Annotated in this window: 24 protein-coding genes; 11 read left to right on the plus strand and 13 right to left on the minus strand. The window is 36.5% G+C overall.

All coding sequences use genetic code 11. The features are described 5' to 3' along the window. Nucleotides 1-10: 10 nt before the first annotated feature. Nucleotides 11-976 (minus strand): NAD(P)-dependent alcohol dehydrogenase, encoded by a 966-nt coding sequence (locus BLQ87_RS29990; RefSeq protein ID WP_216857883.1) that lies wholly within the window; start codon nt 974-976, stop codon nt 11-13. 13 nt (nt 977-989) lie between these two features. Beyond that, entirely contained in the window at nt 990-3,389 is a 2,400-nt protein-coding gene (locus BLQ87_RS29995; protein ID WP_074612594.1) for a TonB-dependent receptor, read from the minus strand. A 117-nt stretch (nt 3,390-3,506) separates the two neighbouring features. Between BLQ87_RS29995 and bla the strand changes: the two genes are divergently transcribed. The 4 genes from bla to BLQ87_RS30015 all read left to right on the plus strand — a co-directional run bounded on the left by bla (nt 3,507) and on the right by BLQ87_RS30015 (nt 8,479). Then, nucleotides 3,507-4,424 (plus strand): class A beta-lactamase, subclass A2, encoded by a 918-nt coding sequence (gene bla / locus BLQ87_RS30000; protein ID WP_074612595.1) that lies wholly within the window; start codon nt 3,507-3,509, stop codon nt 4,422-4,424. A gap of 187 nt (nt 4,425-4,611) precedes the next feature. Continuing rightward, complete coding sequence (locus tag BLQ87_RS30005) at nt 4,612-4,956, plus strand: hypothetical protein (RefSeq protein ID WP_074612596.1); 345 nt, start codon at nt 4,612-4,614, stop codon at nt 4,954-4,956. 9 nt (nt 4,957-4,965) lie between these two features. Continuing rightward, nucleotides 4,966-5,811 carry a GLPGLI family protein gene (locus BLQ87_RS30010; RefSeq protein WP_083362129.1) on the plus strand — a complete coding sequence of 282 codons (846 nt, stop codon included), beginning with the start codon at nt 4,966-4,968 and terminating at the stop codon, nt 5,809-5,811. Beyond that, nucleotides 5,801-8,479 carry a TonB-dependent receptor gene (locus BLQ87_RS30015; RefSeq protein WP_074612598.1) on the plus strand — a complete coding sequence of 893 codons (2,679 nt, stop codon included), beginning with the start codon at nt 5,801-5,803 and terminating at the stop codon, nt 8,477-8,479. Before BLQ87_RS30010 ends, BLQ87_RS30015 begins: the two co-directional genes overlap by 11 nt. 8 nt (nt 8,480-8,487) lie before the next feature. Here BLQ87_RS30015 and BLQ87_RS30020 read toward each other — a convergent pair whose 3' ends face one another. Then, nucleotides 8,488-8,883 (minus strand): winged helix-turn-helix transcriptional regulator, encoded by a 396-nt coding sequence (locus BLQ87_RS30020; RefSeq protein ID WP_074612599.1) that lies wholly within the window; start codon nt 8,881-8,883, stop codon nt 8,488-8,490. Nucleotides 8,884-8,959: 76 nt separating this feature from the next. Between BLQ87_RS30020 and BLQ87_RS30025 the strand changes: the two genes are divergently transcribed. Continuing rightward, complete coding sequence (locus tag BLQ87_RS30025) at nt 8,960-9,598, plus strand: NAD(P)-dependent oxidoreductase (RefSeq protein WP_074612600.1); 639 nt, start codon at nt 8,960-8,962, stop codon at nt 9,596-9,598. Between the two features lie 41 nt (nt 9,599-9,639). Here BLQ87_RS30025 and BLQ87_RS30030 read toward each other — a convergent pair whose 3' ends face one another. From BLQ87_RS30030 to BLQ87_RS30060, 7 genes are all read right to left on the minus strand, one after another. Then, nucleotides 9,640-10,323, minus strand: coding sequence for a tetratricopeptide repeat protein (locus tag BLQ87_RS30030; RefSeq protein ID WP_074612601.1), 684 nt, complete (start codon nt 10,321-10,323; stop codon nt 9,640-9,642). An 89-nt stretch (nt 10,324-10,412) separates the two neighbouring features. After that, nucleotides 10,413-11,030 (minus strand): hypothetical protein, encoded by a 618-nt coding sequence (locus BLQ87_RS30035; RefSeq protein ID WP_074612602.1) that lies wholly within the window; start codon nt 11,028-11,030, stop codon nt 10,413-10,415. A gap of 246 nt (nt 11,031-11,276) precedes the next feature. Continuing rightward, complete coding sequence (locus BLQ87_RS30040) at nt 11,277-12,047, minus strand: ABC transporter permease (RefSeq protein WP_074612603.1); 771 nt, start codon at nt 12,045-12,047, stop codon at nt 11,277-11,279. Then, complete coding sequence (locus tag BLQ87_RS30045; RefSeq protein ID WP_074612604.1) at nt 12,040-12,948, minus strand: ABC transporter ATP-binding protein; 909 nt, start codon at nt 12,946-12,948, stop codon at nt 12,040-12,042. The genes BLQ87_RS30040 and BLQ87_RS30045 overlap by 8 nt, the downstream gene beginning before the upstream one ends. Beyond that, nucleotides 12,945-14,165, minus strand: a complete 1,221-nt coding sequence (locus BLQ87_RS30050; protein ID WP_172664998.1) for an erythromycin esterase family protein — start codon at nt 14,163-14,165, stop codon at nt 12,945-12,947. The genes BLQ87_RS30045 and BLQ87_RS30050 overlap by 4 nt, the downstream gene beginning before the upstream one ends. 639 nt (nt 14,166-14,804) lie before the next feature. Next, nucleotides 14,805-15,500, minus strand: coding sequence for a flavin reductase family protein (locus BLQ87_RS30055; RefSeq protein WP_074612606.1), 696 nt, complete (start codon nt 15,498-15,500; stop codon nt 14,805-14,807). Between the two features lie 113 nt (nt 15,501-15,613). After that, nucleotides 15,614-16,012 carry a hypothetical protein gene (locus tag BLQ87_RS30060; RefSeq protein ID WP_074612607.1) on the minus strand — a complete coding sequence of 133 codons (399 nt, stop codon included), beginning with the start codon at nt 16,010-16,012 and terminating at the stop codon, nt 15,614-15,616. Between the two features lie 466 nt (nt 16,013-16,478). Between BLQ87_RS30060 and BLQ87_RS30070 the strand changes: the two genes are divergently transcribed. Next, nucleotides 16,479-17,069, plus strand: a complete 591-nt coding sequence (locus BLQ87_RS30070; protein WP_245723960.1) for a hypothetical protein — start codon at nt 16,479-16,481, stop codon at nt 17,067-17,069. A 183-nt stretch (nt 17,070-17,252) separates the two neighbouring features. Here BLQ87_RS30070 and BLQ87_RS30075 read toward each other — a convergent pair whose 3' ends face one another. Next, complete coding sequence (locus BLQ87_RS30075) at nt 17,253-18,833, minus strand: hypothetical protein (protein ID WP_074612610.1); 1,581 nt, start codon at nt 18,831-18,833, stop codon at nt 17,253-17,255. 199 nt (nt 18,834-19,032) lie between these two features. On the opposite strand from BLQ87_RS30075, the gene BLQ87_RS30080 reads away from it, so the two are divergent. The 4 genes from BLQ87_RS30080 (at nt 19,033) to BLQ87_RS30095 (ending at nt 22,305) form a co-directional block, all read left to right on the plus strand. Continuing rightward, complete coding sequence (locus BLQ87_RS30080) at nt 19,033-20,022, plus strand: hypothetical protein (RefSeq protein ID WP_143010593.1); 990 nt, start codon at nt 19,033-19,035, stop codon at nt 20,020-20,022. Nucleotides 20,023-20,032: 10 nt separating this feature from the next. Next, nucleotides 20,033-20,749: a hypothetical protein gene (locus BLQ87_RS30085; RefSeq protein ID WP_074612611.1), complete on the plus strand. Its 717-nt coding sequence runs from the start codon at nt 20,033-20,035 to the stop codon at nt 20,747-20,749. Nucleotides 20,750-20,902: 153 nt separating this feature from the next. Then, nucleotides 20,903-21,475, plus strand: a complete 573-nt coding sequence (locus BLQ87_RS30090) for a dihydrofolate reductase family protein (RefSeq protein WP_074612612.1) — start codon at nt 20,903-20,905, stop codon at nt 21,473-21,475. Nucleotides 21,476-21,807: 332 nt separating this feature from the next. Continuing rightward, the gene (locus BLQ87_RS30095; RefSeq protein WP_074612613.1) at nt 21,808-22,305 is read left to right on the plus strand and encodes a GNAT family N-acetyltransferase; all 498 of its coding nucleotides are present in this window, start codon (nt 21,808-21,810) and stop codon (nt 22,303-22,305) included. On the opposite strand, the gene BLQ87_RS30100 is transcribed toward BLQ87_RS30095, so the two are convergent. Beyond that, on the minus strand, nt 22,295-23,353 hold the full coding sequence (locus BLQ87_RS30100; RefSeq protein ID WP_074612614.1) for an AraC family transcriptional regulator: 1,059 nt from the start codon (nt 23,351-23,353) through the stop codon (nt 22,295-22,297). The two genes, BLQ87_RS30095 and BLQ87_RS30100, sit on opposite strands and share 11 nt — an antisense overlap. A 395-nt stretch (nt 23,354-23,748) precedes the next feature. On the opposite strand from BLQ87_RS30100, the gene BLQ87_RS30105 reads away from it, so the two are divergent. Continuing rightward, nucleotides 23,749-23,952, plus strand: a complete 204-nt coding sequence (locus BLQ87_RS30105) for a hypothetical protein (RefSeq protein WP_074612615.1) — start codon at nt 23,749-23,751, stop codon at nt 23,950-23,952. A gap of 254 nt (nt 23,953-24,206) precedes the next feature. On the opposite strand, the gene BLQ87_RS33920 is transcribed toward BLQ87_RS30105, so the two are convergent. After that, nucleotides 24,207-24,998 carry a hypothetical protein gene (locus BLQ87_RS33920; RefSeq protein WP_176833004.1) on the minus strand — a complete coding sequence of 264 codons (792 nt, stop codon included), beginning with the start codon at nt 24,996-24,998 and terminating at the stop codon, nt 24,207-24,209. Nucleotides 24,999-25,149 lie beyond the last annotated feature (151 nt).

Below are 25,149 nucleotides of genomic sequence, written 5' to 3' on the forward strand. Positions count from 1 at the left end.
GTTTAATTAGTTAGTCGAAAGTAATAATAACATTTCCCTTTTTTTGCCCGCTTAGCACATAATAGTAGGCTTTTTCGATGTCCTCAAATCTATATCTTCGATCTATCAAAGGAACAAACTCTCCATTCAAAACAAGTTCATGAATAAACTTCATGCTTCGTTTTATGGAGTAGGGCAATGCAAATTTTACTTTTTTCCCTGCCATAAAAGGAGATAATAAAGCAAAGATTGGATTTTGCCAGTTTTCCCCTAGTTCAGACGATATATATATCCCTTTGGATTTCAGCAATGGCTTGCATTTTTTAAAGGTGCTTTTCCCAACTGCATCAAAAACATAGTCGAATTGCTCATTAATTGTAGTAAAATCTTCTTTTTGATAATCAATTACCCTTTCTGCCCCTTGTGATTTTAGTACCTCTACAAATTCAGTTTCACAGGTTACGGTTACGCGAACCTTAAAATGCTTTAAAAATTGTAGAGTCGCATTGCCAATAGCCCCGGTTCCCCCATTAATAAGAATTCGATCTCCGGCATTCAACTTTAGATCTTTTAAGAAATAAAAAGCATAGTGTGCTCCCTCCAAGCTGGCTGCTGCTTGTTCGAAGGTCACATTTTCGGGCTTTTTAAGTACTGCTTTTTTTGTCGACACCGCTACATATTCAGCATGTGAACTTAAGCCCTCATCAAAAAAGCCATAGGCATGGTCGCCAATTTCAAATTGGTCTACATTCTTACCCTTGTCTACAACTATTCCCGCAAAATCGGTTCCAGTTACCGGGCGAACAGGTTCAAACAAGCCAATAAAAAGCCGTATTGCCCAAGGCTTTCCTGTAAGTACACCACAGTCTGTCCGGTTTACCGTAGTAGCCTTTACTTTCACTAAGATTTCGTCGTCGCCGAGCCCTGGCAAAGGTGCCCTGGCAATTTCCAGCAGATCGGGAGTACAGTATTCATACCTTATTGCAGCTTTCATCATATCCATTAATCAATTAAAAATAAACCCTGTACATCAAATTAGGGAACACGGCCGACTGTTTCATGTAACCAACAGAGCCAGGTTCTCCAGGATCATAAAATTCTGTAAGTCGGCCTCTGTTATTTGTAACATTATCTATATTAAGAAAAATTTCGTGGGTTGCCCTTGGTTTGTTGATCTTATAACTAAACGACATCGTAATTTGGTATATATCCTGGATGTCATTTTTATACGCCTTACTATAATCATAAAATCTATTGTTGGCGGGGTCTACAGCCAAATTCCCATCTGCAGCCCTTAACAACGGAATTATTTTTTTACCTCCTCCAAAAAATGCTCTGCTATTGAAGCTGATTGTCTTATTTTGCGCCTTCCCAAGTTTTGGGAAATCTTTACCAAAAAGAACATTTACAAGGTAGTTTCCATTGAACCGTGTATTACGTTCGATCCCATCAAGAGCCTTGTAGGTCGAATTATATACTGAAGCATTCACGAGATAATAGAAATTTTTGCTAAAGAAGCGTTCAACAGTTAATTCTACTCCATAGTTTTTACCACTTCCTTTGTTTACCAAATCAAGGTATTGAAAATCGAGACCCTCATTAATAGTAGCGAATATATTCCCTTTAGAGTTTGCTACGGGCAGGTCATAAAGATCTTGATAATACGTTTCCAGCTTAACCATCATATTTTTACTAAAACGTTTCTCGTATCCCAGCACGAAATGATGCGCCTTTAATAAATCAAGGTCTTTATTAGGCTCTGTATTACTTCCGTCTGGTAATTTCACCTGGGTGTAATAATGGTGAATACTTTCCATTGTACTGTGTTTGCCATAGCCGGCACTTAGAACGCTGGTCTTACTTAGTTCCCAATTTAAAGAAAATCTTGGTTCGATGGTACTCTTGTTGTTCAGCAAAACATTCATGTTTTGCACACCAAATACAGTAGTCAACTTTTCATTAAATCTATACCTAAAACTAATGAAATTCCTAATTGTACTGATGTTTTTGTTAAAATTAACCAACGTAGACCTAACGTTCGTACTATCTCTGAACATACTTTGATTAAAATTGTAATCGAGCAACGCATATTTAGCGCCGACCTGTAGTTTAAGCTTCGAACCGAGTTTGTTGTTGTAAGTGATTTCGCCCCTGTATGTCGATCTTTTCAATCTGCCATTAAAATTTAGTTGATTACTTTCTGAAGCGCCGGTGTTGAAATTCTCGAAAACATCATCATCAATACCTTCGCTCGAGAAAGACAGTCCGGTATTAATATGGCTGTTTTTATTTATCGTCAAGGTATGGTTCATGCCCAAATTCGCAAGGTGCGAACCTTTTTTGTAGTCTTCACCTATTTTGTCAGGCACGAACCTGTTTCCGGGTGTTTGCCACATGGCAGGCGATACATCTTTAAACAAAAAATTACTGAGCCCTGCCAGGCCAAAAAAAGAAAATAGTCCAGCCTGCTTAGTGGGCAATACAACTTTAAAAGCGGCGTCCTGAAAATTTAATGAGCCGTTTAAACCGTCAACCAGTCCGAGATCGCTTAATAAGGAGATGGTAGAGTAGCGATAATTCACTAAAAAGGAACCTTTATAGCCCTTTTTAAATGGTCCTTCGAAGGTAAGCTCTGTGCCTAATACACCCAGACCGAATGTTGATTCAAATTTTTCGTTATTTCCTTGCCTTAGTTTAACATCATACACTCCAGACAATACATCTCCATATTCTGCTGAAAAAGCACCGGTATAAAAGTCTGAAGTTGCTAACAAGTTATTATTTAACGCACTAATAGAACCACCTACTGCACTTTGATCAGAAAAATGATTGGGATTTGTAATTTGCATCCCCTCTAACCGCCATTGAATATATTTAGGAGAGTTACCCCGCACAATAATATCATTGCTACCATCCTGAGAACTGGTAACCCCGGCAAAATTAGACAAGATCCTCGATGGATCATTGAAACCACCTGCATATCTATTCGTCTGTTCCGGAGAAATAGACCGGCCACTTACCAGGGTCATGTCATTTAAGGGTTGACCTTTGTTTTTATCGAAAGTTAAAACTATACCTTCCAGTTGAGCTACAGCTTCCTGCATGTTTATATTTAATACGGTCTCCTTGCCCGAATTAACAACAATATTAGGAAGTATAATTTTTTCGTACCCCACGTTTGACACGTGTAAGGTAATTCTTCCAATTGGCATATTGTTGAACCTAAAGCTCCCGTCTTTGTCGGTTAGTATAACTTTTAAAGGATGACTACCAGCGATGGTTATTGTGGCACCCTCTATAGGCTGCTTACTGTCTTGATCTGTTATTACTCCCCTCACAGTTTGATTGAAATTTTGGGAGAAAGCTGAGGTAAATAAGAAAAAGAAAATGATTGTACCTATTTGTTTCATGTATATATGTTTTAAAAGACTGAGTGCAAAACAACTCTAACTTTTAAACATATTTCTTGACTTCGGTTATTAAATGAAAATCGCTGTGCGTTAAATCAGTTTTTCTATTTTTGCAAAATGATCAAATTCAAAAATCTTAAGCCCATTTTCTTAACGTTAATGCTGGTCCCCCAGGTTATGTTCGCTCAGCAAAGCAAATCCATCTTACAATTACAGGAAAGGATAAAACACATTATCGATACTGCCGGAGGGAAAATTGGAGTAGGGGTAAAGGGAATGGATTTCAAAGGTGGTTTTGTCATCAACAATAACCATGGGTATCCAATGATGAGTGTTTTCAAATTCCCGCTTGCCTTTGCTATACTGGGCAAGGTAGATAAAGGGGAACTACAGCTTAGCCAGAAGTTCCATATGCCAAAGGAAACACTGGATACCAATACCTGGAGCCCGATGGTAAAAGATTTTCCCAATCAGGATCTTGACATGACCTTAGCCGATTTGCTAACTTATACAGTTTCAAAGAGTGATAACAATGCATGTGATTTTTTATATACCAAGGTAGCCGGCGGTCCTGCTGCAGTAAATCAATATCTCCATAATGCAGGTGTAAAAGAGATCTCTATTGTTTATACAGAAGGGGAGATGGAAAAGGATTGGGCATTACAATATAAAAACTGGTGTAAACCTGCTGCAGCACTTCAATTACTTCAACTGCTATACAACCAGAAATTACTTTCAAAATCGAGCAACGACTTTCTGATGCAGATAATGAGGGAATTACCTGATTGGGGCAAAAGGATTACCGTTCTTTTACCACCAGCAACTGAATTAATCCATAAAACTGGCGCATCAGGAGCAAACAAACAAGGGATAATGGCTGCTTTTAATGACATAGGTATCGTTACTCTGCCTGACGGCAAACATCTTGCTATTTCAGTCTTTGTTTCTGATTTTAAGACTCCGAAAGAAAGAGGTATCAACGTAATTGCCGCAATTTCTAAAGAGATCTGGGATTATTACACAACAAAGCGTTAACCGGACCCGGTAAATATTTGTTTCTTTCAAAATATATTCATCCGGCAAGAAAGAAAAAGGATTTTTGGAATCCTGGTAAGTCTTTCACTGAGGTAGTTAGTTAATTTTTAGTTCGTATTTTTTTATATAAAATATATCACATAAATGAGATTTATTTTATATTTGCTACTCATTTAAAAAAAAACGTATGAAAAAGTTATTAATGAGTATGGTAGCTGTGGCTTTAATGTCAACGGCTTCCTTCGCCAGCACTGGCGGAAAAAAATCAGTGAATGACAGGGCTGAAACAACAAATGTTTACGAAGCTGTTGTCGGCAAGTCCAATATGAAAATCGTTGGACAGGCTGAAGAAATCAAGCAGGGAAAAAAGATATTGTGCAGATTGACTGTAAAAGTATATAATGAGGGCGGTATACTTATGAGCACGAATGTGCACACTTATACCTGTTACGGAGCGGACGATATGTTTTTCTCTAATTGTGGTCAGTACTTTAGTCACATGGTTCAGAGTTATAATAACTACTTAAATTAAACCTCAACAATGAGCAAACAAAGCGAACCTCTTGGTTCGCTTTGTTTGTTTTTTAAGAAAATGAAATACTATTTACTATTTTGCTTACTGCTGTGTGCTTCGTGGAAGGTGCAGGCACAAAAATTACATGTGGTGTATGAATATATACCTTCCGCTATGGCTACCTTTCAGGAGCACGTCTATTTTGAAAATGGCATTAAGACCGCCATCCGTGACTCGATTCCGGTGAAAGCCAATACAGAAAAGGGGAAAGGTTCAGAGGAGGAAGTATCTTCCAGTTTTTCGCTGGTACTGGGTAGCGGTATTAACTACAGGCACATTGTTATTCAGAGAAGCGATAAAAATGAACTCCGGGAAACCGGAGCAGTCAAGGGAACTAATTATCTGGTGACGGATCAATTTCCCGGATTATTGTGGAATACGAACTATAGGGATACGGATACTATAGGCAAATTCGTTTGCCATAAGGCAACAGCCAATTATCGGGGCAGCAAGATCGTTGCGTATTACACCAATGATATTCCGGTGCCTGCCGGACCCTACAAATTCGGCGGATTGCCTGGGCTGATCGTGATGCTGTACAATGAAGGTGCCAACCCGAACTACTGGACGCTCCAGAAAGTTTCCTATCCATATGAGGGAAGTGTTCCTCTAAACAAGGGATATATCTATTCCCTGCCGAAATTATCCTTACAAGACTATATTAAAAAAAGTGATGCCCTGGTGGAGGAGCAGATGCGTATTATGGAAAGTAAAATGCCTGCGATAAAAGGGGTAACGACCGAAAGGACAAAAGTTCGGGGTACGGTGGAGCAAATCTATGAATGGGAACCAAAGGGCCCGCATGAAAAATAGCTTCTGGTGGGTTGGATTGGTTCTGTTCTTTTTTTTGTTGGATTTCATGCCTTCCCATGCACAGGTATCAATCAGAGGAAAAGTGACTTCGAATGGGCGGCCCATCGGTGGCGTCCGGGTAGACCTTCGCCGGGACAGTACCTCTCTTTTTCTTGCTTATACCTTTACAGACAGCGAGGGGCAATATCAGCTACGCACTGAACATACTGGTAAAATGGCCTTGCATTTGAAGGCCTTGGGCTATGAACCAACAGTCCGGGAAATTGAGTTGGGGCAGGCGGATATGAAGATAGATGTAGCGCTTGTTGCAGGCGGTGTTGAGCGATTGCAGGAAATTGTCATCCATGCGAAGCGTCCCTACAAGCTCAGCCGGGATACCATTGAGCTGAATGTACAATCCTATCTGCAAGGTGAAGAACGTACGGTAGAAGATCTGCTTAGAAAAATTCCGGGCCTCAATGTTGGTGAAGACGGTAGTATAAAAGTCGGTGACAAAGAAGTGGAGAAGGTGATGATAGAGGGCGATGACTTTTTTGAAAAGGGCTACCGGCTGCTTACGCAGAACATGTCTGTCAAACCATTGGATAAAGTACAGGTATTGCAACGTTACTCCAATAATAAGCATTTAAAAGGCATTGAAAACTCAGATAAGGTAGCCCTGAACCTGCAACTCAAGGAAGACAGCAAAAGCCAATGGCTGGGATCGGTTTCTGCTTCCGGCACGCTCACTAAACCGATGTTCTACCAAGGGAACGTCAGCCTGATGAACTTTGGAAAGAAAAACAAATATTATCTGCTTGGTTCAGCCAATAACAACGGTGTGGATGCGGTGAGCAGCATCAACAATCTGCTGTATTCCGGCCAGGCCGACGAACCGGGACAGATTGGCGCGGGGGTAAATACGCCTACGCTCATCGATTACACGCCTGATTTACCAGGTTTTGACTATAAAAGGACAAATTTCAATCGCGACAGGTTGTTGTCATTCAATACCATACTGAATCCGACCAAACAGCTAAAAGTGAAGTGGCTGGGCTTTGTTAATCCGACAAAAAAAACATTCTATCAAAACAGGGTGCAACAGTACAATATTGCAGATATCCAGTTTACCAATACAGAGGTTGATGAATTGAATAAACGCATTGACAATTACTTTTCTAAATGGGAGCTGCAGTATGATATAGGTAAGCGGTCCACGCTCAGCTACAATGGAAGCATTGGCTCACTGGAAAAACAGGATACCCATAACCTGTTGTTCAATGGAAGCAGCACTAAAGAGCTAACCCGCACTAAAGGCTATCTGACCAACCACAACCTCAGCTATACCTATAAACTTTCTGACAGAGAAGCCCTGGTAAGTTCGGCGCGCTGGATTAAACAGGGATCGCCACTGGATTATAGTATCGACAGGTACTATTACGAAGATTTGTTTCAGGTTGGAGGCATTTCGGAGGTATCGCAACACGTAGAAAATAACCTTCAATACCTGGGTTTCACTTCACATTACGTACGTAAACAAAAAGGCGGTGACTTTATGGAGGTCGCCTTTGTCAATGAATACAAGGATCAGGAACTGACGACCGATTTCGTACTGCAAGCCGATGATAAAACCGGGATTCATCCTTCCGGATTTTCAAACCAGGTGGGTCTTGTTACCAATAACACCAGTATCATTTCCAAATACACAATGAAACGAAGAAAATGGGAATGGACACCACAGTTCCATGCCGGGTTTGTGCACAGCGGTTTTCGTACTTATGGAGCTATCCGAAATCGTAACAACTGGTTGTTGAGCCCAAGGCTGTCGACAAAATGGGAGATACATAGCAAAGGAAAGCTTGAGGCCGAGTTTTCCTTAAAGCAAACCAATACTGAGCTGATGGATGTCATTCCGAATTACTATAGCACAGGTATTCGTCAATTCGTAAAGGGATTAGATGATATGGCAACATTGACCAGTTCCGGAGCGCTGTTAACCTACACCCATGGTAATATGCTGGACAGATTTTTTGCCAACCTGTCGGTGGGATATCAAACGATGTTTGACTATATCAGTAGCCAGAGCATGATCAACCCGAACTTCAACCTGGCAGCGCAGGTATTGCTGAAGAATAAAAAAAGAACGTTTTACAAGACCCAGCTCAATTATTATTTAAAACCGGTAAACGGAAATTTTAAATTGGATATAGGGGCTGATTTTTCCGATTACCAGGCCAATGTAGTCGGAGTGGGGGAGCGCAAGATACATACGGGTTCCCTTGATTATGGTTTATCGTTCAGGAGTGTCTGGAAATCCAGGTTCAATCTACACACAGGCTACCGTATGCAGATGACCACATTCAGTAGCGAGCGCAAAAACCGGTTGAAAAACACCTATGGCTTTCTCAATATGTTTGTCAATGTTACGAAGGGCATTCAGGCCAATTTGAATAACGAAGCTTATCGCTTTGGTGACTTTTTTGCCGAAACTTCAAAAACGTATTATTTTTCAGATTTTTCTCTGTCGTACGATGCAAAAAAGATCAAAACCAGATTTGAAATCAGCGCGAAGAACATTTTCAATACCCGCCAGTTTAAAAACGCGGTCATCACAGAGACCTATCAGGCAGTAACCGAATATCGCTTGTTACCGCGTTATGTTGCATTAGGTGTTGATTATAGTTTCTAAATAGATTTTTATTTAGGGAATTGTTCCATAGTTTTAAAAAGTGGTTCTTCCCGTTTTTGCCCGTCTTCGATTGCCCAGTTTGCCATGGCGTACAGCACTGGCCGCAAAGCCTGTCCGGCATCCGTCAGGCTATAGGTAACGTGCGGGGGTACTACAGGCAATGCTACCCTTGAGATTAGTCCATCTGCTTCAAGCTGCCTCAAATGTTGTGCAAGCATCTTTTCTGTAACATGGGGCATTGCCTTTTTCAGCTCCCCATACCGCTTCGATCCGGACATTAGGTGGAAAATGATGATGGGTTTCCAATAGCTGCCAATTTTTTCCATGACATAGGTTACCGGGCACAATTTAAAGACCGTTTCCTTATTTAATTGTATGGTCGATGACGCTTTAATTTTATTCATTTAACACTTACTTTTAGGTGCGTACTTGTACAAATGTTTGTTCAAATATACCTTTGTTTCAACTAAAATATCACAAATGAAAAAAATTCTTGTATTTGGTGGTTCTGGTGGAACTGGAAAGCATTTTATTGAACAGGCCCTAAGCGCTGGGTATGCCATAACGGCTGTTATTAGAAATCCCGATGCATTTACAGTAGCACATCAAAACCTAACGGTTATTAAAGGAGATGTTTTAATCCCCAAAACCTATGAAAAAGAGCTTGAAGAGTGTGAAACAGTAGTTTCTTGCCTGGGAATTCCTAAAATCCAGCAAACCACACTGTATTCGTCGGGCATCCGCAATATTGTCAGCATTATGGAGAAATCACGCCCGAAGCGTCTAATCTGCATTTCGTCAGGTGCGTTAGACATTCCAGCCCATAGCTCGTTCATCATGACTTTTCTGTTGAAGAATGTCTTACAAAAGCTCTATAAGCCCATATATGCTGATATGCGTATCATGGAAGGAATTATAAAAGCATCCGGATTGGATTGGACGATTGTTCGGGCGCCAAAACTAACTGATGGCAAAGCAACAGGAAAGTATAAAAATATAACTGGCTTGCCGCTAAGGGGTATCCCGAAAATCTCGCGCGCTGATTTAGCCGCTTTTATGTTAACCCACATCGCAGACAGCGGAACGTTTAAAAGTACAATTGATGTAGCGAATCCATGAATATTGATACCCAGGGATTTGAGGATAAGCATAATATAAGTTTAATCGTTTCCCCCAACGATATTTAGAAGCTCTTGTGCTGAACGGTGATCATTGTCTGCGTTTGCGATCTTTAAAAATGCAAGTGCCTTAACAATAGATTTTTCAACTATTTCTCCATCTAAATATATTCTTCCTAAAAAGTAGTTTGCCTCATCAATAGCATATTGATGATTTCCAGATTTTGATTTGTCTTCTGAAATCTTTAGTAATATTTCAAAAGATGTTGCCAGATTTTTTTCTGTTCCAATACCAAAATAGTAGCACAATGCTAAAGGTAATGAATCTGAATTGTCCAAATCTCGGGCAATTTTATAAAATTCAAATGCTTTTTTATAATCTTTCAGATCCCGGTAAACTGTTGCTAAATTATTTGCCGCTAAACCATTGCCCTTGTCTATTTCTTTTTGATAAAGTTCAATTGCTAATTCCAGATTTTGTTCACAATGAATTCCTTCGCTAAAAAAATCGGCTATGCGGGTAATAACGTCAATATTGCCATTTTGATAAGCTTTATAATACCATTTGAAAGCCTCTGATTGACTTTCTTCAACAATTTCAACACCCTTTATTACCAGTCCGGAGTCATAAATTACAGCAACTTCATATTGTGCCATATTATTATCAGATTCAGCAAGTTCTAATATGTGATTCCAATCTTCATTTGTGTTTATTTTTGTTGTCATTTAGAGTCGATGTATTATTTATATCCCAATTTCTAACACTTTTATATTTGAAGTTTAAAAATCACAGAATTGAACCAGAACTATATAGATTAATTTATAATTGTAATTTTATCCTCAAAGCATCTTATTAATTTTTCAAGTCCCTGTATCAGTTTCACAACATTGACTTTAAAGGGAGGCCTTTCCCAAGCTTCAAATCGATCTTTATCATTAAATCGTGGCCAAAAGACATAATTGTAATAGTAGTCCCAGGCTTTTCTTATTGACTTATTATCTACTAAGAGCTTTAAATTTTTATTGCTATGATCCTGATGAACATAGTCCCCAAATAAATTAATGAAATTCGTTAATCCTTCAAGAATTTCAATCTCAAAGTTTTGAACTTTAACAGCGTTATAAATTTTATTAATATCATAGATGATAAACTTACTGGAAACTTGACTGTCGAAATCATTTAGCCAAACATTAAGGTTTTCAAACTCCTTGATCACAGCATAATTTTGAACTATAATATTTTTTAAATCATTTAGGGAATTAGTGGCAAATATCTGACCTGTTTTGAACGTGAATAATTTATCTGTACTTTCCTTATCAGTATCTGTGTACCATAATAAAAAAACAGGTACAGGATCAAGTAGGGGATAGTATTTTAATATCCAAACATCAGTATTCTCTTTTAAAGCAGTAGCACCCTCTTGAACTTCCATTCATCTAATGATAGGTAATAAAGATACAAATTGCTAAGAAAAGTGGCTAAAGGATAATTTTATATTAAGACCTCATAGTACTCGAACACAAAATGAGTATTGAAATGGAATAGAAGACTATTTTCAAATATCACCCCGCTGGGATTGGCACCTAGTGTAAAAATCAGCGAATAGCTCACCACTTATTTTGTAGCTAAAAATATTTGTAAAACAAACTGCTTATCGGACTCGTTAATATTAACAATCCTAAATTATTCTTTTTCGCTTAAACAGGTAATAGCTAGCCAGTAGAAATAAAATCATCATTACAATATTACTGTAGTCAAGCCGCGCAAAAGAATTATTCTCACTCAGAATATTTTCAAAAGATTTGTAAGTTCCGGTATAGGGAATAAAATCCGAAAATTCCTTCCGCGCCACTACTATCGAAAATACTACCATGAACATGCTAAAGCCAATAGGGTAAATAAAACTATTAAGAGCAAGGCTTATAGATAGCTGAATCATTGAAATAGCAGACAGGGCGATAAATAGTTTAAAAAAGGTATAAAAAATAACTTCTCGATAATCATAATTTTGAAACCCAATTTCAGGATACATTACGCTTAAAAAATATCCGCTTAGCAAGAATGCTAAATAAGGTAGTATTACTGAAAACAAAATAACCAATGTAATAAAGAGTGCTTTAGAAAAGAATATTTCAGTTTTAGATATTGGGATGGTGAAAAGAATTTTATAGTTATTGTTTTTATATTCAATATCACAGCATGCATACACAAAAATAGCAACGAGAATGGGATACAGGAGATTATAGAACTGGAAAACATATCTCCCTAATAGTACTACCCATGGATTTGTAAGCGACTCCGCAAAAACTTCCGTGTTAGCCTTGTAAATAATGTACCCATCAACCATAAACACTAACAAGACAGGGAGCAGCAATACGCCAAAAATTTCTCTATTTTTAGAGAGTTTGTACTGTTCGGCTGAAAAAGTCTTAAAAAAAGTATTAGTCATTTGTTTGAGAAATTAAATTGATGAATATCTGTTCCAGATTAGCATTTTGCGCTTCAAGTTCGTAGATTTCAATCCCATTATGAACTAGACTTTTTAGAAGTGAGTTGAATTGCTGATCATCGTTTATCTTAACCGAAATTTTATTATTTACATTATTTTGAATTGAAAAACCTAAAGTTGATAATATAGTGATTGCAGTTTCCGCATCATTAACCTTTAAGCTAACATACCTTTCCACCTGCCCTAAAAGGTCGTTTTTAGTTCCCTGGAATATCATTTCTCCCTTTTCAATGATCCCTATGTGTGTTGCTACTTTCTCTAGTTCACTTAGAATATGGCTTGAAAGGAAGATAGTTTTCCCCTGTTCATTAAGATTTTGAAACAGCTTTCTCATTTCAAAAATGCCTTGTGGATCAAGTCCATTCAATGGTTCATCAAGAACGAGCAGTTGGGGATCGTGAAATATGGCCATAGCAATTCCTAATCTTTGCTTCATTCCCATAGACAATTTGCTAGCTTTCTTTTTTTTCTGTTCATGGAGATCAACGAGCTCCAGAACTTCCTCAATCCTCCTTGTTCCTTTTTTATGGATAATGTCCAGGTATTTTAAATTCTCAAATACAGTCAGTTTATTATAAAAACAAGGGGATTCAATAAGGTTTCCGGTAATCGCATGAATTTGTGTAATATTCTGTTTTAGACTTTTACCGTGGACAAAAACATGATCATTCTTGTCTTCCAAAAGCCCCAGAAGAAGTTTAATTGTAGTTGATTTTCCCGCTCCATTTCTTCCCAAATAGCCGTAAATACTGCCTTTTGGGACATTCAGGTTAATATTATTCAAAATGGTTTTAGAACCAATTTGAAAACATAGGTTTTTCGTCGTTATGCTCTCAGTCATTTTTTTTCTGGATAAGAGGGATTTTTATTTATATCAATATAGAAGATTCCGTCGGTGAATTTACTCCATTGTTTTTTTTGGTCCATTCCCTGATTAATAGTGGAGACGAAATGGTTTTTCAAAAACGAATTTGCAGGGATGTTTTTAAAGTCAATAAAAAAATAAGGAGATTTTGTATTGTGAAAATCATTCTCTATCGCTTGCTTTCCCGGCTTATTAACAACTTTGTTTTCAGCATAATGTCGCGCATAAGATGAAAAACTAAGCATATAAGATGCTACCCCATATTTCTTTTTGATATAGGCACCCAAGGGTAGAAAATCTTTACTAAATCTGCGTGAAAATGTATGGATATTGGCACACCATACAATTATTTTTTGATCTTTATAAACTGAATCAATCTGATAAATAAGATTTCTGGCCATTAGCGAATCCCTATAATTCATGCTCGGCCATGTACCCGGCTCATATTCCCATGATTTGTGGTAATTATTTCTTACATCATTAAGATATCTGGCATAGATGGTATTTTCTTTAGTCTGCTCGAGCTTTAATACTGCTTGCTCCAATCCACTGATCTCTTCAAGAAATTGTGTTTTCTGTTGGGCATTCAGTGTTTTGTTTACATAAGCGTTGTCCAACAAGAAATTAAGGTTGTCATTATATTTATTGAAGAGCGGATATTTTTCAATGCTAATTTTATTTTTTTCGAGAAAATGTTTTAGCTGACTTGTCCGCTTATCTTCCAAAAGGCTTCCTGAAAACTGGATGTCAAATCCACCTATTTCTATAGGTGACGATGATAATTTTGTTTTTAGATAGTATCTGAAAAGAGGCTGTGTTTCCTCATTTGCCCACCACCAATAAAACAGCCCAAGTCCACCAACTGAATCAGCAGCGATTTTTGACTTGTTATGTTTATTCATTTCCTCATTCATTATCCAAGTATCGAACTGCCCCGCTTCATATAAAACAATATTATAACCTTGATTTTCATGTAAATATTTAATAAGTCTACTTTTTGCTTTTAAGGTTTGACCATCATAATGAGTATTTTCTCCTAACATCAAAACTTTATTTCTCAAAAGGATGGTATCAAAAATTTTTAAATCATTATCATTAGTATCGCCTATGGACAGACTTCTAATATTCGATTTGTAGCGCTCAATTTCAGAAAGATGTTCTTTTCTAGTTAATTCGGGGACGTCTTGGTACATGACCATGTTGGTTATTACAATCAACACAACGCAAGCTATCAAAGACAGTAATATTTTTTTTATCATTAAAAGTTAACCACTCTTCTAAAGATATAAATATTCATATCAAAACAATCTATAGAATCAAAAATTATACTTGATGCGAAGTTACCCGTCAGTTTAATTGTATAAAGTCTTCCAGATTTTGAACTTTCTGAATAATAAATAGTTAAAAGTAGTTTGTGAGTAAAACAGACCTCCATTAGAATAATTACAGTTGGATGAACCTCTTTATATTCTGTGATATTTCATGGCTACGCAAGAAGCACTGGCGATGTGGATTTATAGCTAAGACCCGACAATGTAAATAAGTTGAAATTGTTGGATGTTCTAAAGCAAATGGACTTTGATGAAGAAGAAGGATAAGGCCGATGTAGAAGAATTACAAAAAATAGAAAAAAGGAGGGGGAACACGATATAGCTCCTTCGTTGTGCCTGCGGCAATACATCCAATCGAAAACACCGATTCCGGCATACCTTTTAATACAAAATGCCTCAATGCAAATTGATGCATTTCGTGATCCCGCTGGTACCGTCATCGAACACTTTTATAGAGGATTGTATAAAAGTGGAAAGGATCAAATTCAAATGATTTTTTAGCTATCCTTTGGACAAAGGCTCAACTACTTTTGTGAAATTTTTTGCCCGCTCAACATCAGGACTACGATATAAATCCTCAGATATAGATGACAGGGTAGAAACATGTATCTGTTCACCAAGACCATAAAATTGTTGAAAGCTCATTATAAGCGGTCTCCATTTATTCGGGTCAACCCGATTTGGATTTCTATCCATTAAAATTAATTCATCAAGATAAACACGTTGAATGCGTAGCTCAATAGTAACCAGGCGGCCACGCTGTTGCTCATCATCTTCTGCAATTCCATGAAAGTTCTCCATTACAGCTTCCATTTGCACCGGACATTCTGCCACTCTAGGTGGGTTAACTGTTTCGGATTGTACAGGTGTAAGTTGAGCAAGGTCAAATTTATCAGCCTCATAGACGTAGCCTTTCTGTATTTTGCCGAGCGGAACGGGAAAAGCACCTGTGGTTAGCGCTAAGCGATTGACGGCAGCAGCCTGATGAATAGAAGGGAGGTTTAGAACACATTCACCAGTACGACGAATATTTTCAGTAGTTTTTGAGAAATTCGAAATGCCTATGATAGCACGCCAACCAAGCCAGAAAATAGATGAAATAGGTGCGATGTTATATGTTCCATCAGGATTAGTGGTGGTGATTAGCACTACAGGAGTGCCGAAATAAAGAATTGAGGGTTCGCTTAACTGATGCATATGGATATTTATTTATAACCAAATCTACCATAATAGTATATTGCACAGAACCCGATTCTTGCGGTATTAAAGTTAACCTCTAAGGTGCCAATTTGGCATTGATCCTTGATCCCTCAATAGAGAGTGTGGGCCTTTGGCAAACGCCTGCAATGAAAAAACGCTCCTAAATTATCTTTAGGTCTGTTTACTGCTTTTTTATTAGCTATCAATTGATTGATATGTAAAAACGGAACTTTTACATTTTCAAAAGCTGCGATAGATGCTAGATCAAGGCACTCTAAAAAAGAAAGAGATTCCAATCCTTTCATTGAAGTCATAATATCCAATTCTATTGCATTATCTATGTAGATACTGGTCCATCCAGGTACAAATTCCATAGTTTCAAAAGATGGAAAATCGCCATAATCCAATTCGTTAAATGCAGCTCTAAAATTTTTTCTATGATCTAGTGTATCGTATAACCAAATATCCAAATCATCTGTACTTCGGTTAAAACCGAAGCAATATTTCATCTAAAACATCCATAAAATTATTTATGAATAATTACTGCCTTATTTAAAAGACTATTTGTACACAACATTTTGGTAAAGAGTTTAAGCTTGTCAATATCGGGTCGGAATATATCTTTTAGCAGACGCTCATTATCAGATAATTTGGTAACGTATGTTTTAGGAACTTCGTTAAGATTGTCTTTAGATTCTTTTTTCATATCGCGCCAAAATTATATTGCAATTTACACATACCATCTGAATTACACAATCTCAGTTAGAACTGAAGATGATATTCCAATTGAATTTAGCAGCATGCAAATCAATTTATGATCGTATCTTTCATCAGTAAAAAAACTCGATCTTGGAAAGTATCAATAATAACGTTCAGCATAATGAATAGCTTTAATATTCTAATATGGTATATAATTTCGGGTTTATCTGCTCAGATAAACGTAGATAAGAATGGATAACTATAAACATCTAACTTATGTTGATCAGAAACATGTTCAGACGATTTTTTAAGAGGGATATTCAAAATAGGATTTCAAAGATTGACTACTGGAAGCAGTGGGAGTTTTTTGAACTGTTTGATGACCTACATCTTGCAGAGCAGCTCCTAAACGAGAATAAATTAAACCCAAGCATCGGCTTTGAAGAATTCAAAGGCGAGTTTATCGAAGAGCTTTATGAAGTTGAGGGTGATAATGTTATCGATTTTACTAGAATTTGGGAGTGGTTTAATCCCAATAACAAATGGGACTTAATAATGGGTAACGTAGGCAAGGATCTAGGCCTAAGGATATTTTATAGAACAGACAGATGGAAAAGAAATCAAGAATTTTTGCCTGAAACAATTGTATCTCTCAATAATGAAATTGGCCTAGTTCTCAAAGGTAATGACGACACGGATGCTTTGGGGCTAATAAGGTGGGATACCCCTGAGGAAAAGGATGTTGAAGATTGGCGTGGATTATTTGGGAGCTTTTTGCAGACAGGAGGTAAGGTAATTGAGCAAGATTACAAATTGAAATTTATTAACCGAGATGGAACATTAAAGAATCATGTACATGATTCATAATTTAACTTCGAAGCAGCAACCACTTGCAGGTATAATGAGTGATATTTTCTGAAGAATGCTATTCTGCAGCGTGGATGATTGGCTGCATGGAGTATTTTGAAATATCTTTTTACATAAAAAGCCTCGATTTGCATTGAGGCTTTCGTGAACCTCACTGACATTCTGGTTTATCCAGATAAAGAACTAAAAACGATCTATTGTTTCCCAAAGCTTCATGCTTTGCAAATATTCACCTTGTGGATTTGAAACAAAAAGATAGATATCGTGTGTATGTTTACTATTAATTAGTTGTACGAGTCGGTATTCGGTATATTTCTTTCGGATGATTTCATTAATGATGTAATAAACTATGTTATCACTAAATTCTTTACCAATTAGGTTGCAATCTACCTCATGATATTCGCCATTACATCTAAAGGAAACCTTAAAAGTTAATTCACTTTCCAATGTAAAATCTTCTGGAATCCCATCGTGAATTTCAGTAAAGTTGAGAACACCATGCGAAATTTGATTTAGTGCCAATAGGAAAGCATCATATGGTTTCTGGCCAGAACTCACTGTTCGATTAACAGCAGCAACCATATTTGGAAAGATAGCGAGTAAATTTGCCACGTGATCATAAGTGCTTTTGTAAATGTTAGTTAGAATATCATCATATTGTTCATTATTTATGTGCGCTAATAACCCACACTTTTTAATGTGGTAAAGAGCATATTCTATTCGCAGATATGAAAGTGGAAATCTAATGAACACAGGAGAAGGACGATTAAACAAAAACCTTTTTTGCATAGCATAAAATTCTAGGATATTACGATTTTCCTGTTGAAAACGGCAAATGGCATATTGTGTTCTACTGTCTGGGAATAGCGCTTCACTTAAATAATTGGTAATTCCTGTTAATCTATAAGTGGCGTTAAAATCGGCTAATAGCTGATTTGCCAGTAGCAAAAGGTTTTCCAACAATGAATTTGATTTGTTTTCGCTTTGGTCTTTATTCTCGTTTTGCCAAAATGTATAAGTATAACGATGTTCTCTGGCACCAGTACTGACAACAATTGTAGTTTGTTTATTGTGATAGGAAGGCTCTCCTGCAAAATCCTCATCATAACTGGTAATTTCAACGATGGTAAATGCATTGTAGCATAATTGATTCAATATTTTAACTGCTTCTTTTAAAAGAATATGTTCTTTGCCCTGATAACCCACAACATTGACAAATCTGCATCCATGACAATACCTAAAAAAATCGAGATAGGTCTCAAGTTTTTCGGCCTTTATGTCCTGAATAAGTTTATTTTTCTTTTGACCGTCGAGCAAGGAATCAGAGCCATAAGGACTTTTCCCTTCAAGTAAGGAGGCAAATGCTAGTTGATTCTCAATAGTGAAGGATCTATAAAAGGACATTAATTCTATAGATAAATGGAGTATGCCAAAATAACCAGACTCATCTGCTGTAAGTGGAATGGTTTTTATTTTTTGGTATACCGTCTCTGGGACTATACCTTCCTTATATAGGATTTCAAGAAATTTTGAATGTTCTTTTTTATTGTGACAGTTCATATCGTCTTGCTTTTCTGCCGACCCCACCGACACGAAAACATTTCCAATTTCAGAGCTCCCAGTTACTTTTTGCATAAAAAAGTGGTATAGGATTTCTAAAACAGCTTTTGATTCTGAGCCACTTTTTCCGATTTTCTTATTCAATTCGATAGCTTCTTGCTGCTCAATAATTCCCGCATTGGATAGATTGTTAATTAGTGACATAGTTTATGGTGTTTTGTTTGAATTTCAAATTTGTTTTAAATATACAAACCGATTTAATTTATAAGCAGACCCTAAACTATTGAAATTGTATAATAATTCCCTTGAATTCTATTGAGAAATGTCGCAATCTATCCCTCATTTTGTCGTCTTTTAGCCATTCTATTTATGGCCTACAATAGAACTTTGTAGAAAAAAAAAGATGATTTCAAATACTTTTAAAGTAATAGTAGGCTTAATAGCCTGCTTTACCTGCATGGTTTATGTGCAGTCTTGCAAAAAGGATATTTTTTTGGTGACCATCCCCAATAATATGCAGTTTAAAGAAAAACTGTCTGACTATCAGATCTTTCAAGGGACACCATCTGATTTAATTCCAGAAGCGACCTTTAAAGTTTATGAACTTTCAACAGCCTTGTTTACAGATTACGCCGAAAAACAAAGGCTCATAAAATTACCTGGTGGAACAAAGCTAACCCCGACAGGCGATGGTTTGCCGAATTTCCCTGACGGTACAATCTTGGTTAAAACCTTTTACTATTATAAAGACAAACAAAACCATTTATTGGGAAAGAAAATCATAGAAACAAGGCTTTTAATTAAGGAACAAGATAAATGGAATGTAGCAACCTATAAATGGGATAACGAACAGAATGATGCTGTCCTGATCACAGCAGGCGCAACAGAAAATGTAAGCTGGGTAGATGAACATGGTATTAGTAAAACTGTTAATTACCACATCCCCAGTAATACCGAATGTAATACCTGTCATCAATCTGCTGAAATAAGTATGCCCATTGGCTTTAAACTTCACAACCTGAACAGAGAAGTAACAAGAAGTGGTACCCCGATAAATCAGCTAACCCACTTACAACGTGAAGGCATATTTGGTAATATCAATCCCACGTCGTTTAGTCGTTTACCCAACTGGGAAAATACAAGCCATACACTAGAAGAGAGAGCTCGGGCTTACTTGGATGTGAATTGCGCCCACTGCCATAATGATCAGGGTGTTTGTAAACGACTTGTGCTCAGACCTGCTTATGAAATACCTTTCAATAAAACATTCCTGGAAAACTATAAAAAGTCCATTGTAATTCAGCTAGAGAATAAGCGCATGCCAAAGCTCGGAACGACCATAAAACATAGCGAAGGTATCGCATTATTAAAAGCTTACCTCGCTACACTTTAAACTTAAAATCATGAATTATCGTATTTCTATAGCTTATCTAAGTATCCTCTCTGGTGTTTTATCCATCGCCTGTTTGTTGGTGGGAGCCATTGCGGTTAACTATAATTTTGAAGCATTTTCGGATCCTATACTCATTTTGGAGTACGCAAGTCAATTTAAAGCTGCTTATTGGTTTAATATATTGGATATGTTCGGTTACTATATATTGTTACTTCCACTTGTTTTTTATTTTGATCAACAATATAGATTTCGTACGCCATGGCTTTCGCTCATTACAAATTGTGGATTGTGTTATGTATTAATTGGAGCTATCGGAGCCATAACACTTGCGGTAGCCTGGCCACTACTGATGCAAGATTATTTGCACGCTTCTGCCATTGAAATCGAAAATATTGTGCTTATGACCTCTGTTTTAACCACCATCGTAACCAAAGGCTTATGGAATATATTAGAAGCGTTATTCGCTTCCGTGTGGTTTATCGGAGTAGGTAGACTTTTATTCAATAACCAAAAAATTACTGGAATAATTGCTGTTGTTACCGGAATAGCAACCCTAATAGATGCATTAGGAAATGTTTTTGAGTTAAAAATGCTAGCTGAGATTGGTTTAAATATTTACCTCATTGGCTCAATAGTATTTATGCTAACCTTCGGATCCGGGCTTATGAAGAAAACAAAAACTGAGCATATAGAATTGAGGTCTCACAACAAAGAAGTAAGCAACTAAAATATAGAACATGAACAACACAATCTTAGTATTAGGTGACACTGATAAAACAGGCCGAAAGTAAATGTGGAACCTATGCTGCAATTATTTCTTTTTTGCTGGCAATTTTTCATTGATAACTAATAGAAAATAAAACTTAAATAACAAAAAGCGATGCGTAAATTAAAATTACAAGTACAGATGACCATTGATGGTTTTGTATCTGGCACAAATGGAGAAATGGACTGGATGACATTTCCTTGGACACAAGACATAGTTGACTATGTAAAAAAAATAACAGCACCAGTAGACACTATTTTACTTGGCAGAAAATTAGCCGAAGGATTTATCCCACATTGGAAGAATGTGGCTTCAAATCCAGAAGACCCTGAATTTGAAGGTGGAGTTGTTTATACGAACACAACAAAAATTGTTTTTTCAAAAACATTGGACAAATCCGAGTGGGACAAAACAACTATTGCAAAAGGCGACCTCGTAGAAGAAGTGAATAAACTTAAAAATCAGGAAGGCAAAGACATAATTGTATATGGTGGTGCTACTTTTGTTTCTAATTTGATTAAGCATTCATTAATTGATGAATTGCATTTGTTTGTAAATCCTGCAATTATTGGCGATGGTTTGCCAATTTTTCAAGGTGTCACAGAAAAGAGAAATTTCAAATTAGAAAATTCTTTACATTGCGACTGCGGCATAATTATATTAACATATATACTGAAAAAGGACTAGCCTGTTAGTAGCTAGAAACTGTAAGCAAGTTTATAAAATTCGATACAGAAGACTTTGATTTGGGCGATGAAAATCTAAAAAATATGAAAGCACCTATTTATTTCTGGAGATAATGATGGGGTTGATTTGGTACATAAAGCAAAGTTATATCAACTATGCAGTGGTAATGTATTTGCCGATATGGCTGGTTTTCCGAAATCGAAATTGGCTATTCAGCCAAACACTGGGCATGTATGGTTAATTATGCAACCTGAAAAAATTGTAGAATTGGTTCAATCTTTTCTGAAATAAGTTTATATATGTATATTTTTAAATCTTGACCTATCCTTTACATGATTAAATTAGTTAATTACGATATTCAATACCTAGATGAGTTTGTTAAATTTAAGAACAATCCCAACATATTGAACAATAAATTGGATATACCCGATAACTCCTATACCAACGATGATGGAATTGAGCTGTTTCAAAAACAGCTAGATAAAATATCCGCAGAGCGGTTTCTTATTTTTTATAACGGGAATTTCTGTGGAGATATTGGTATTACTCCAAAAGAGAATGTTTATAGATCTAATGCTAGAATTGGCTACTGGATTGCCGAACCATTTTGGGGTAAGGGAATTACAACGGAAGCTATTAAATTGATGACCGAGTACGCTTTTGAAACTTTTGAAATCACCAGGATGGAAGCTGGCGTCTTCGAATTTAATAAGGCATCTATGAAGGTATTAGAGAAGAACGGATATACGCTAGAATGCATTCATGAAAAGTCTGTTATTAAAAATAATAACGTATATGACGAATATATTTGGGTTAAATTTAAAGCGTAATAATCTTGGTTCTATATTCTGCCGGTGTGCTACCACTCCATTGTTTAAAAGCTTTTCTAAATGTGTGTGGGTCTGTATAACCAAGTTTATAGGCGATTTCTGAAATAGACAGTTCATTATGTTTTAATAAAGCAGCAGCAAGCTCATACTTCACCAGATCACTGAGCACCCTGTAAGTTGTATTTTCTTCCTGTAACTTTCTTTGCAGGGTTCGTGGCGTAATATTTAAAAAAACAGCTACATTTTCTAATTGAGGGAAGTCAAATTGATAATTATTCAAAATGGCTTCCTTTACTTTGACGCTAAACCTTACACCTTCTGCTGCTTGTCGTAACCTTTCATGGAGCATATTTTCGATAACAATATTTAGTTTTGGATTGTATCCCAAAATGGGAATTTCTAAGTCTGCTCTGTTAAATACAATGCAATTACAAGGTTGATTAAAACTTGGTCTGCATTTAAAAATTCTTTCATGCTCGCTAGTATCAGAAACTTTGGGATACTTGTATTGCACCTTTATAGGGTATACTGTTTGACCGGAAAGTACTTTTACAAAATTAACTGTGGCCGCAAATGGAATATCTACGCCATGCCTTGCTGTTTCGGGTGCTATATCATTCCATAATTGAACCGGTTCATAATAAAGAAAGATTTTATTATCTTTTTCTTCAAAAATAAAATCGTATAAAGCCGTGAAAGTCCTGGTGAAATATACTGTTTTTCTAAAGGCAGAAAGAACATCACTATCGCTTTGTTGTAAATGCCCGGCTTGGCCAATAATGGGAGGGGTGGCTTTTTCACCTAAGTGGAGCCCCATGTCCTTGTCGTCCGAAAGTTGAAGTATAGTTTCCATAATGGCTATGTTCGATTCGAGGGACACCTTCATTTCGATATTGTTCATATCGGCTGGATTAATACCTCCTGCTACACAAATCGCATCTACTTCAACCTCATTTCTTGCCGCAAGTAAGATTAAATTCCGCATTACTGGCATTGCAACCCAGAAAGTGTTTATGGATGTACTATTCGATTTATTAAACCCTTCCATATTATTTAATCAAGTAGTAATAATACAAAATTTATAGAAATTAGTTATTAAACTGCATGGGAAATTAAAAGTGGTCCCGCTGGGATTCACACCTGGTGTAAAAATCAGTGTTTATTCATTATCTGGAAGGTTTTGGATTTGGTACTCACCGAATCACTCACCTTTATTTTATACGTTTTAGCTGCAGATGCTATATATCTGAAATACATAAATCTTTTAGGAAATACATATATTTACAATTGATTCTAATTAACACTATACGAGTACTACAACAGACATAGTAGAAAGAGTTGAGAAGCTTCATGCAGAAAAGAAGTATTTTATGAGCGTTTATTGAAAGCGCAGGAAAACAAAAAACATACTGATTCTAATATATATTACTAAATGATATTGTGATGAATAAGGCAAAAGACAGGATACGAATTTTCAACTCATTTGAAGAGGCTAAAGAAACTGAAATTCAGGATATTATCAAGCAATCACCTATTGATCGTTTGAGGCATACTGTTGAACTTATTTTACGTGTACATCAAGTTAGTAGAGAAGACTTGAAAAATAGAACTGCAACAGGTAAAATTAGAATAATTACAGCTGGATGAACCTGTTTATAGAAAAACATCAAGACTTATTAAAAGAGCTTCTATTAAAGAAAGTTGATTTTATTGTAATTGGTGGTTATTCTGTACTATGTTTTAGCTGCAAATGCTATACTTAAATATAGGAAAAATAAAGCATTTAACCTAATTTATATCATATAACCTGAGATAAATCTCTACAGTTTTCTACTAATAATTCTCAAATCTAAGGCTTAATAAATAAGACAGAAATATGGGCAGAGCCAGTCGACATATCTTTATTTTACTTTAAAATTAAAGACCACGATACCTATTTGGAGAGAAGGTAAAGAATTAGAAGGGGGCATCTTCGCTCCCATGATTGAAGCCTTACATTTTTGCCACAAGTCTCTATCATTTAACGTGGTGCCTTTTACCCCTGGGGTAGCGTCTATGACGTTACCATCATTATAAACTTTAATTCTTACTGCAATCTTTCCAGTTTTTAGTCCATCATCTTGCGGCATAACTAAGTTCTTGAACTTCCTTAATGGCATGGGCGTTTCCCCAAAGTTTGAATCTTGAATGTATGCTGCTTCAATGGAGCCTGTTTTAGCAGGCAGGCTTTCCAATTGCTCTCTTATCAAAGAATTTTCTTTGTCAAAAACCTGAACTACAAAAACTGATTTTGGTGCTATTGAGATTTTATATCCATATTTTTCTCCCCAATAAGTCTTAACAACGTGACCTTTTTCATTCACCCTGGAATCAACCAATTTGGGTGCTAATTGCAAAAGTTCCTTATTGAGATTGTCGTACTTTAGTTTATTACAAATTAGAGAGATTTCATTTTTATAGTCTTTTACTTTTCTGATTAGCAAGCTAGCATCTTTAAAATTGAAATGAAGCGTTACTACGCTATCTACGACTTCAGATTCAGTCAGTTCCCATCCGTTAATTGAAATCACTTCCTCTGTAAGATCGGCTACTGGAGTATTCACGTACCTGATTAACGTGCTTAAAGTAGGTGTTTGAGATTTTGCTATTACAACTATTAAGCAAAAGGTAAGCGTTAAGGTCAATTTTTTCATATACAAATATAGATACTGGCCTTTATTTATCATATTAAGAACAAAAGTGGATAAGAATCACCAAAATTTATAAAATCACAGCAAATTTGTACATTTGTATACACTTCTAGAAAAATTATATCTAACTGTAACAGATTAGATTATATAGCGT

It is taken from the genome of Pedobacter steynii (assembly GCF_900103665.1).
Taxonomy (GTDB): domain Bacteria; phylum Bacteroidota; class Bacteroidia; order Sphingobacteriales; family Sphingobacteriaceae; genus Pedobacter; species Pedobacter steynii.

Bases quoted from the DNA above. Each gene is read 5' to 3' on its own strand.
- BLQ87_RS30085 (WP_074612611.1), top strand. From the start codon at position 20,033: ATGAATTATCGTATTTCTATAGCTTATCTAAGTATCCTCTCTGGTGTT.
- BLQ87_RS30035 (WP_074612602.1), bottom strand. From the start codon at position 11,030: ATGGAAGTTCAAGAGGGTGCTACTGCTTTAAAAGAGAATACTGATGTT.
- BLQ87_RS30100 (WP_074612614.1), bottom strand. From the start codon at position 23,353: ATGGAAGGGTTTAATAAATCGAATAGTACATCCATAAACACTTTCTGG.
- BLQ87_RS30050 (WP_172664998.1), bottom strand. From the start codon at position 14,165: ATGTACCAAGACGTCCCCGAATTAACTAGAAAAGAACATCTTTCTGAA.
- BLQ87_RS30015 (WP_074612598.1), top strand. From the start codon at position 5,801: ATGAAAAATAGCTTCTGGTGGGTTGGATTGGTTCTGTTCTTTTTTTTG.
- BLQ87_RS30080 (WP_143010593.1), top strand. From the start codon at position 19,033: ATGATTTCAAATACTTTTAAAGTAATAGTAGGCTTAATAGCCTGCTTT.
- BLQ87_RS30025 (WP_074612600.1), top strand. From the start codon at position 8,960: ATGAAAAAAATTCTTGTATTTGGTGGTTCTGGTGGAACTGGAAAGCAT.
- BLQ87_RS30010 (WP_083362129.1), top strand. From the start codon at position 4,966: ATGAGCAAACAAAGCGAACCTCTTGGTTCGCTTTGTTTGTTTTTTAAG.
- BLQ87_RS30030 (WP_074612601.1), bottom strand. From the start codon at position 10,323: ATGACAACAAAAATAAACACAAATGAAGATTGGAATCACATATTAGAA.
- BLQ87_RS33920 (WP_176833004.1), bottom strand. From the start codon at position 24,998: ATGAAAAAATTGACCTTAACGCTTACCTTTTGCTTAATAGTTGTAATA.
- BLQ87_RS30070 (WP_245723960.1), top strand. From the start codon at position 16,479: ATGTTGATCAGAAACATGTTCAGACGATTTTTTAAGAGGGATATTCAA.
- BLQ87_RS30090 (WP_074612612.1), top strand. From the start codon at position 20,903: ATGCGTAAATTAAAATTACAAGTACAGATGACCATTGATGGTTTTGTA.
- BLQ87_RS30075 (WP_074612610.1), bottom strand. From the start codon at position 18,833: ATGTCACTAATTAACAATCTATCCAATGCGGGAATTATTGAGCAGCAA.
- BLQ87_RS30105 (WP_074612615.1), top strand. From the start codon at position 23,749: ATGAATAAGGCAAAAGACAGGATACGAATTTTCAACTCATTTGAAGAG.
- BLQ87_RS30040 (WP_074612603.1), bottom strand. From the start codon at position 12,047: ATGACTAATACTTTTTTTAAGACTTTTTCAGCCGAACAGTACAAACTC.
- BLQ87_RS30095 (WP_074612613.1), top strand. From the start codon at position 21,808: ATGATTAAATTAGTTAATTACGATATTCAATACCTAGATGAGTTTGTT.
- BLQ87_RS30005 (WP_074612596.1), top strand. From the start codon at position 4,612: ATGAAAAAGTTATTAATGAGTATGGTAGCTGTGGCTTTAATGTCAACG.
- BLQ87_RS30055 (WP_074612606.1), bottom strand. From the start codon at position 15,500: ATGCATCAGTTAAGCGAACCCTCAATTCTTTATTTCGGCACTCCTGTA.
- BLQ87_RS30060 (WP_074612607.1), bottom strand. From the start codon at position 16,012: ATGAAATATTGCTTCGGTTTTAACCGAAGTACAGATGATTTGGATATT.
- BLQ87_RS30045 (WP_074612604.1), bottom strand. From the start codon at position 12,948: ATGACTGAGAGCATAACGACGAAAAACCTATGTTTTCAAATTGGTTCT.
- BLQ87_RS29995 (WP_074612594.1), bottom strand. From the start codon at position 3,389: ATGAAACAAATAGGTACAATCATTTTCTTTTTCTTATTTACCTCAGCT.
- BLQ87_RS29990 (WP_216857883.1), bottom strand. From the start codon at position 976: ATGATGAAAGCTGCAATAAGGTATGAATACTGTACTCCCGATCTGCTG.
- BLQ87_RS30020 (WP_074612599.1), bottom strand. From the start codon at position 8,883: ATGAATAAAATTAAAGCGTCATCGACCATACAATTAAATAAGGAAACG.
- bla (WP_074612595.1), top strand. From the start codon at position 3,507: ATGATCAAATTCAAAAATCTTAAGCCCATTTTCTTAACGTTAATGCTG.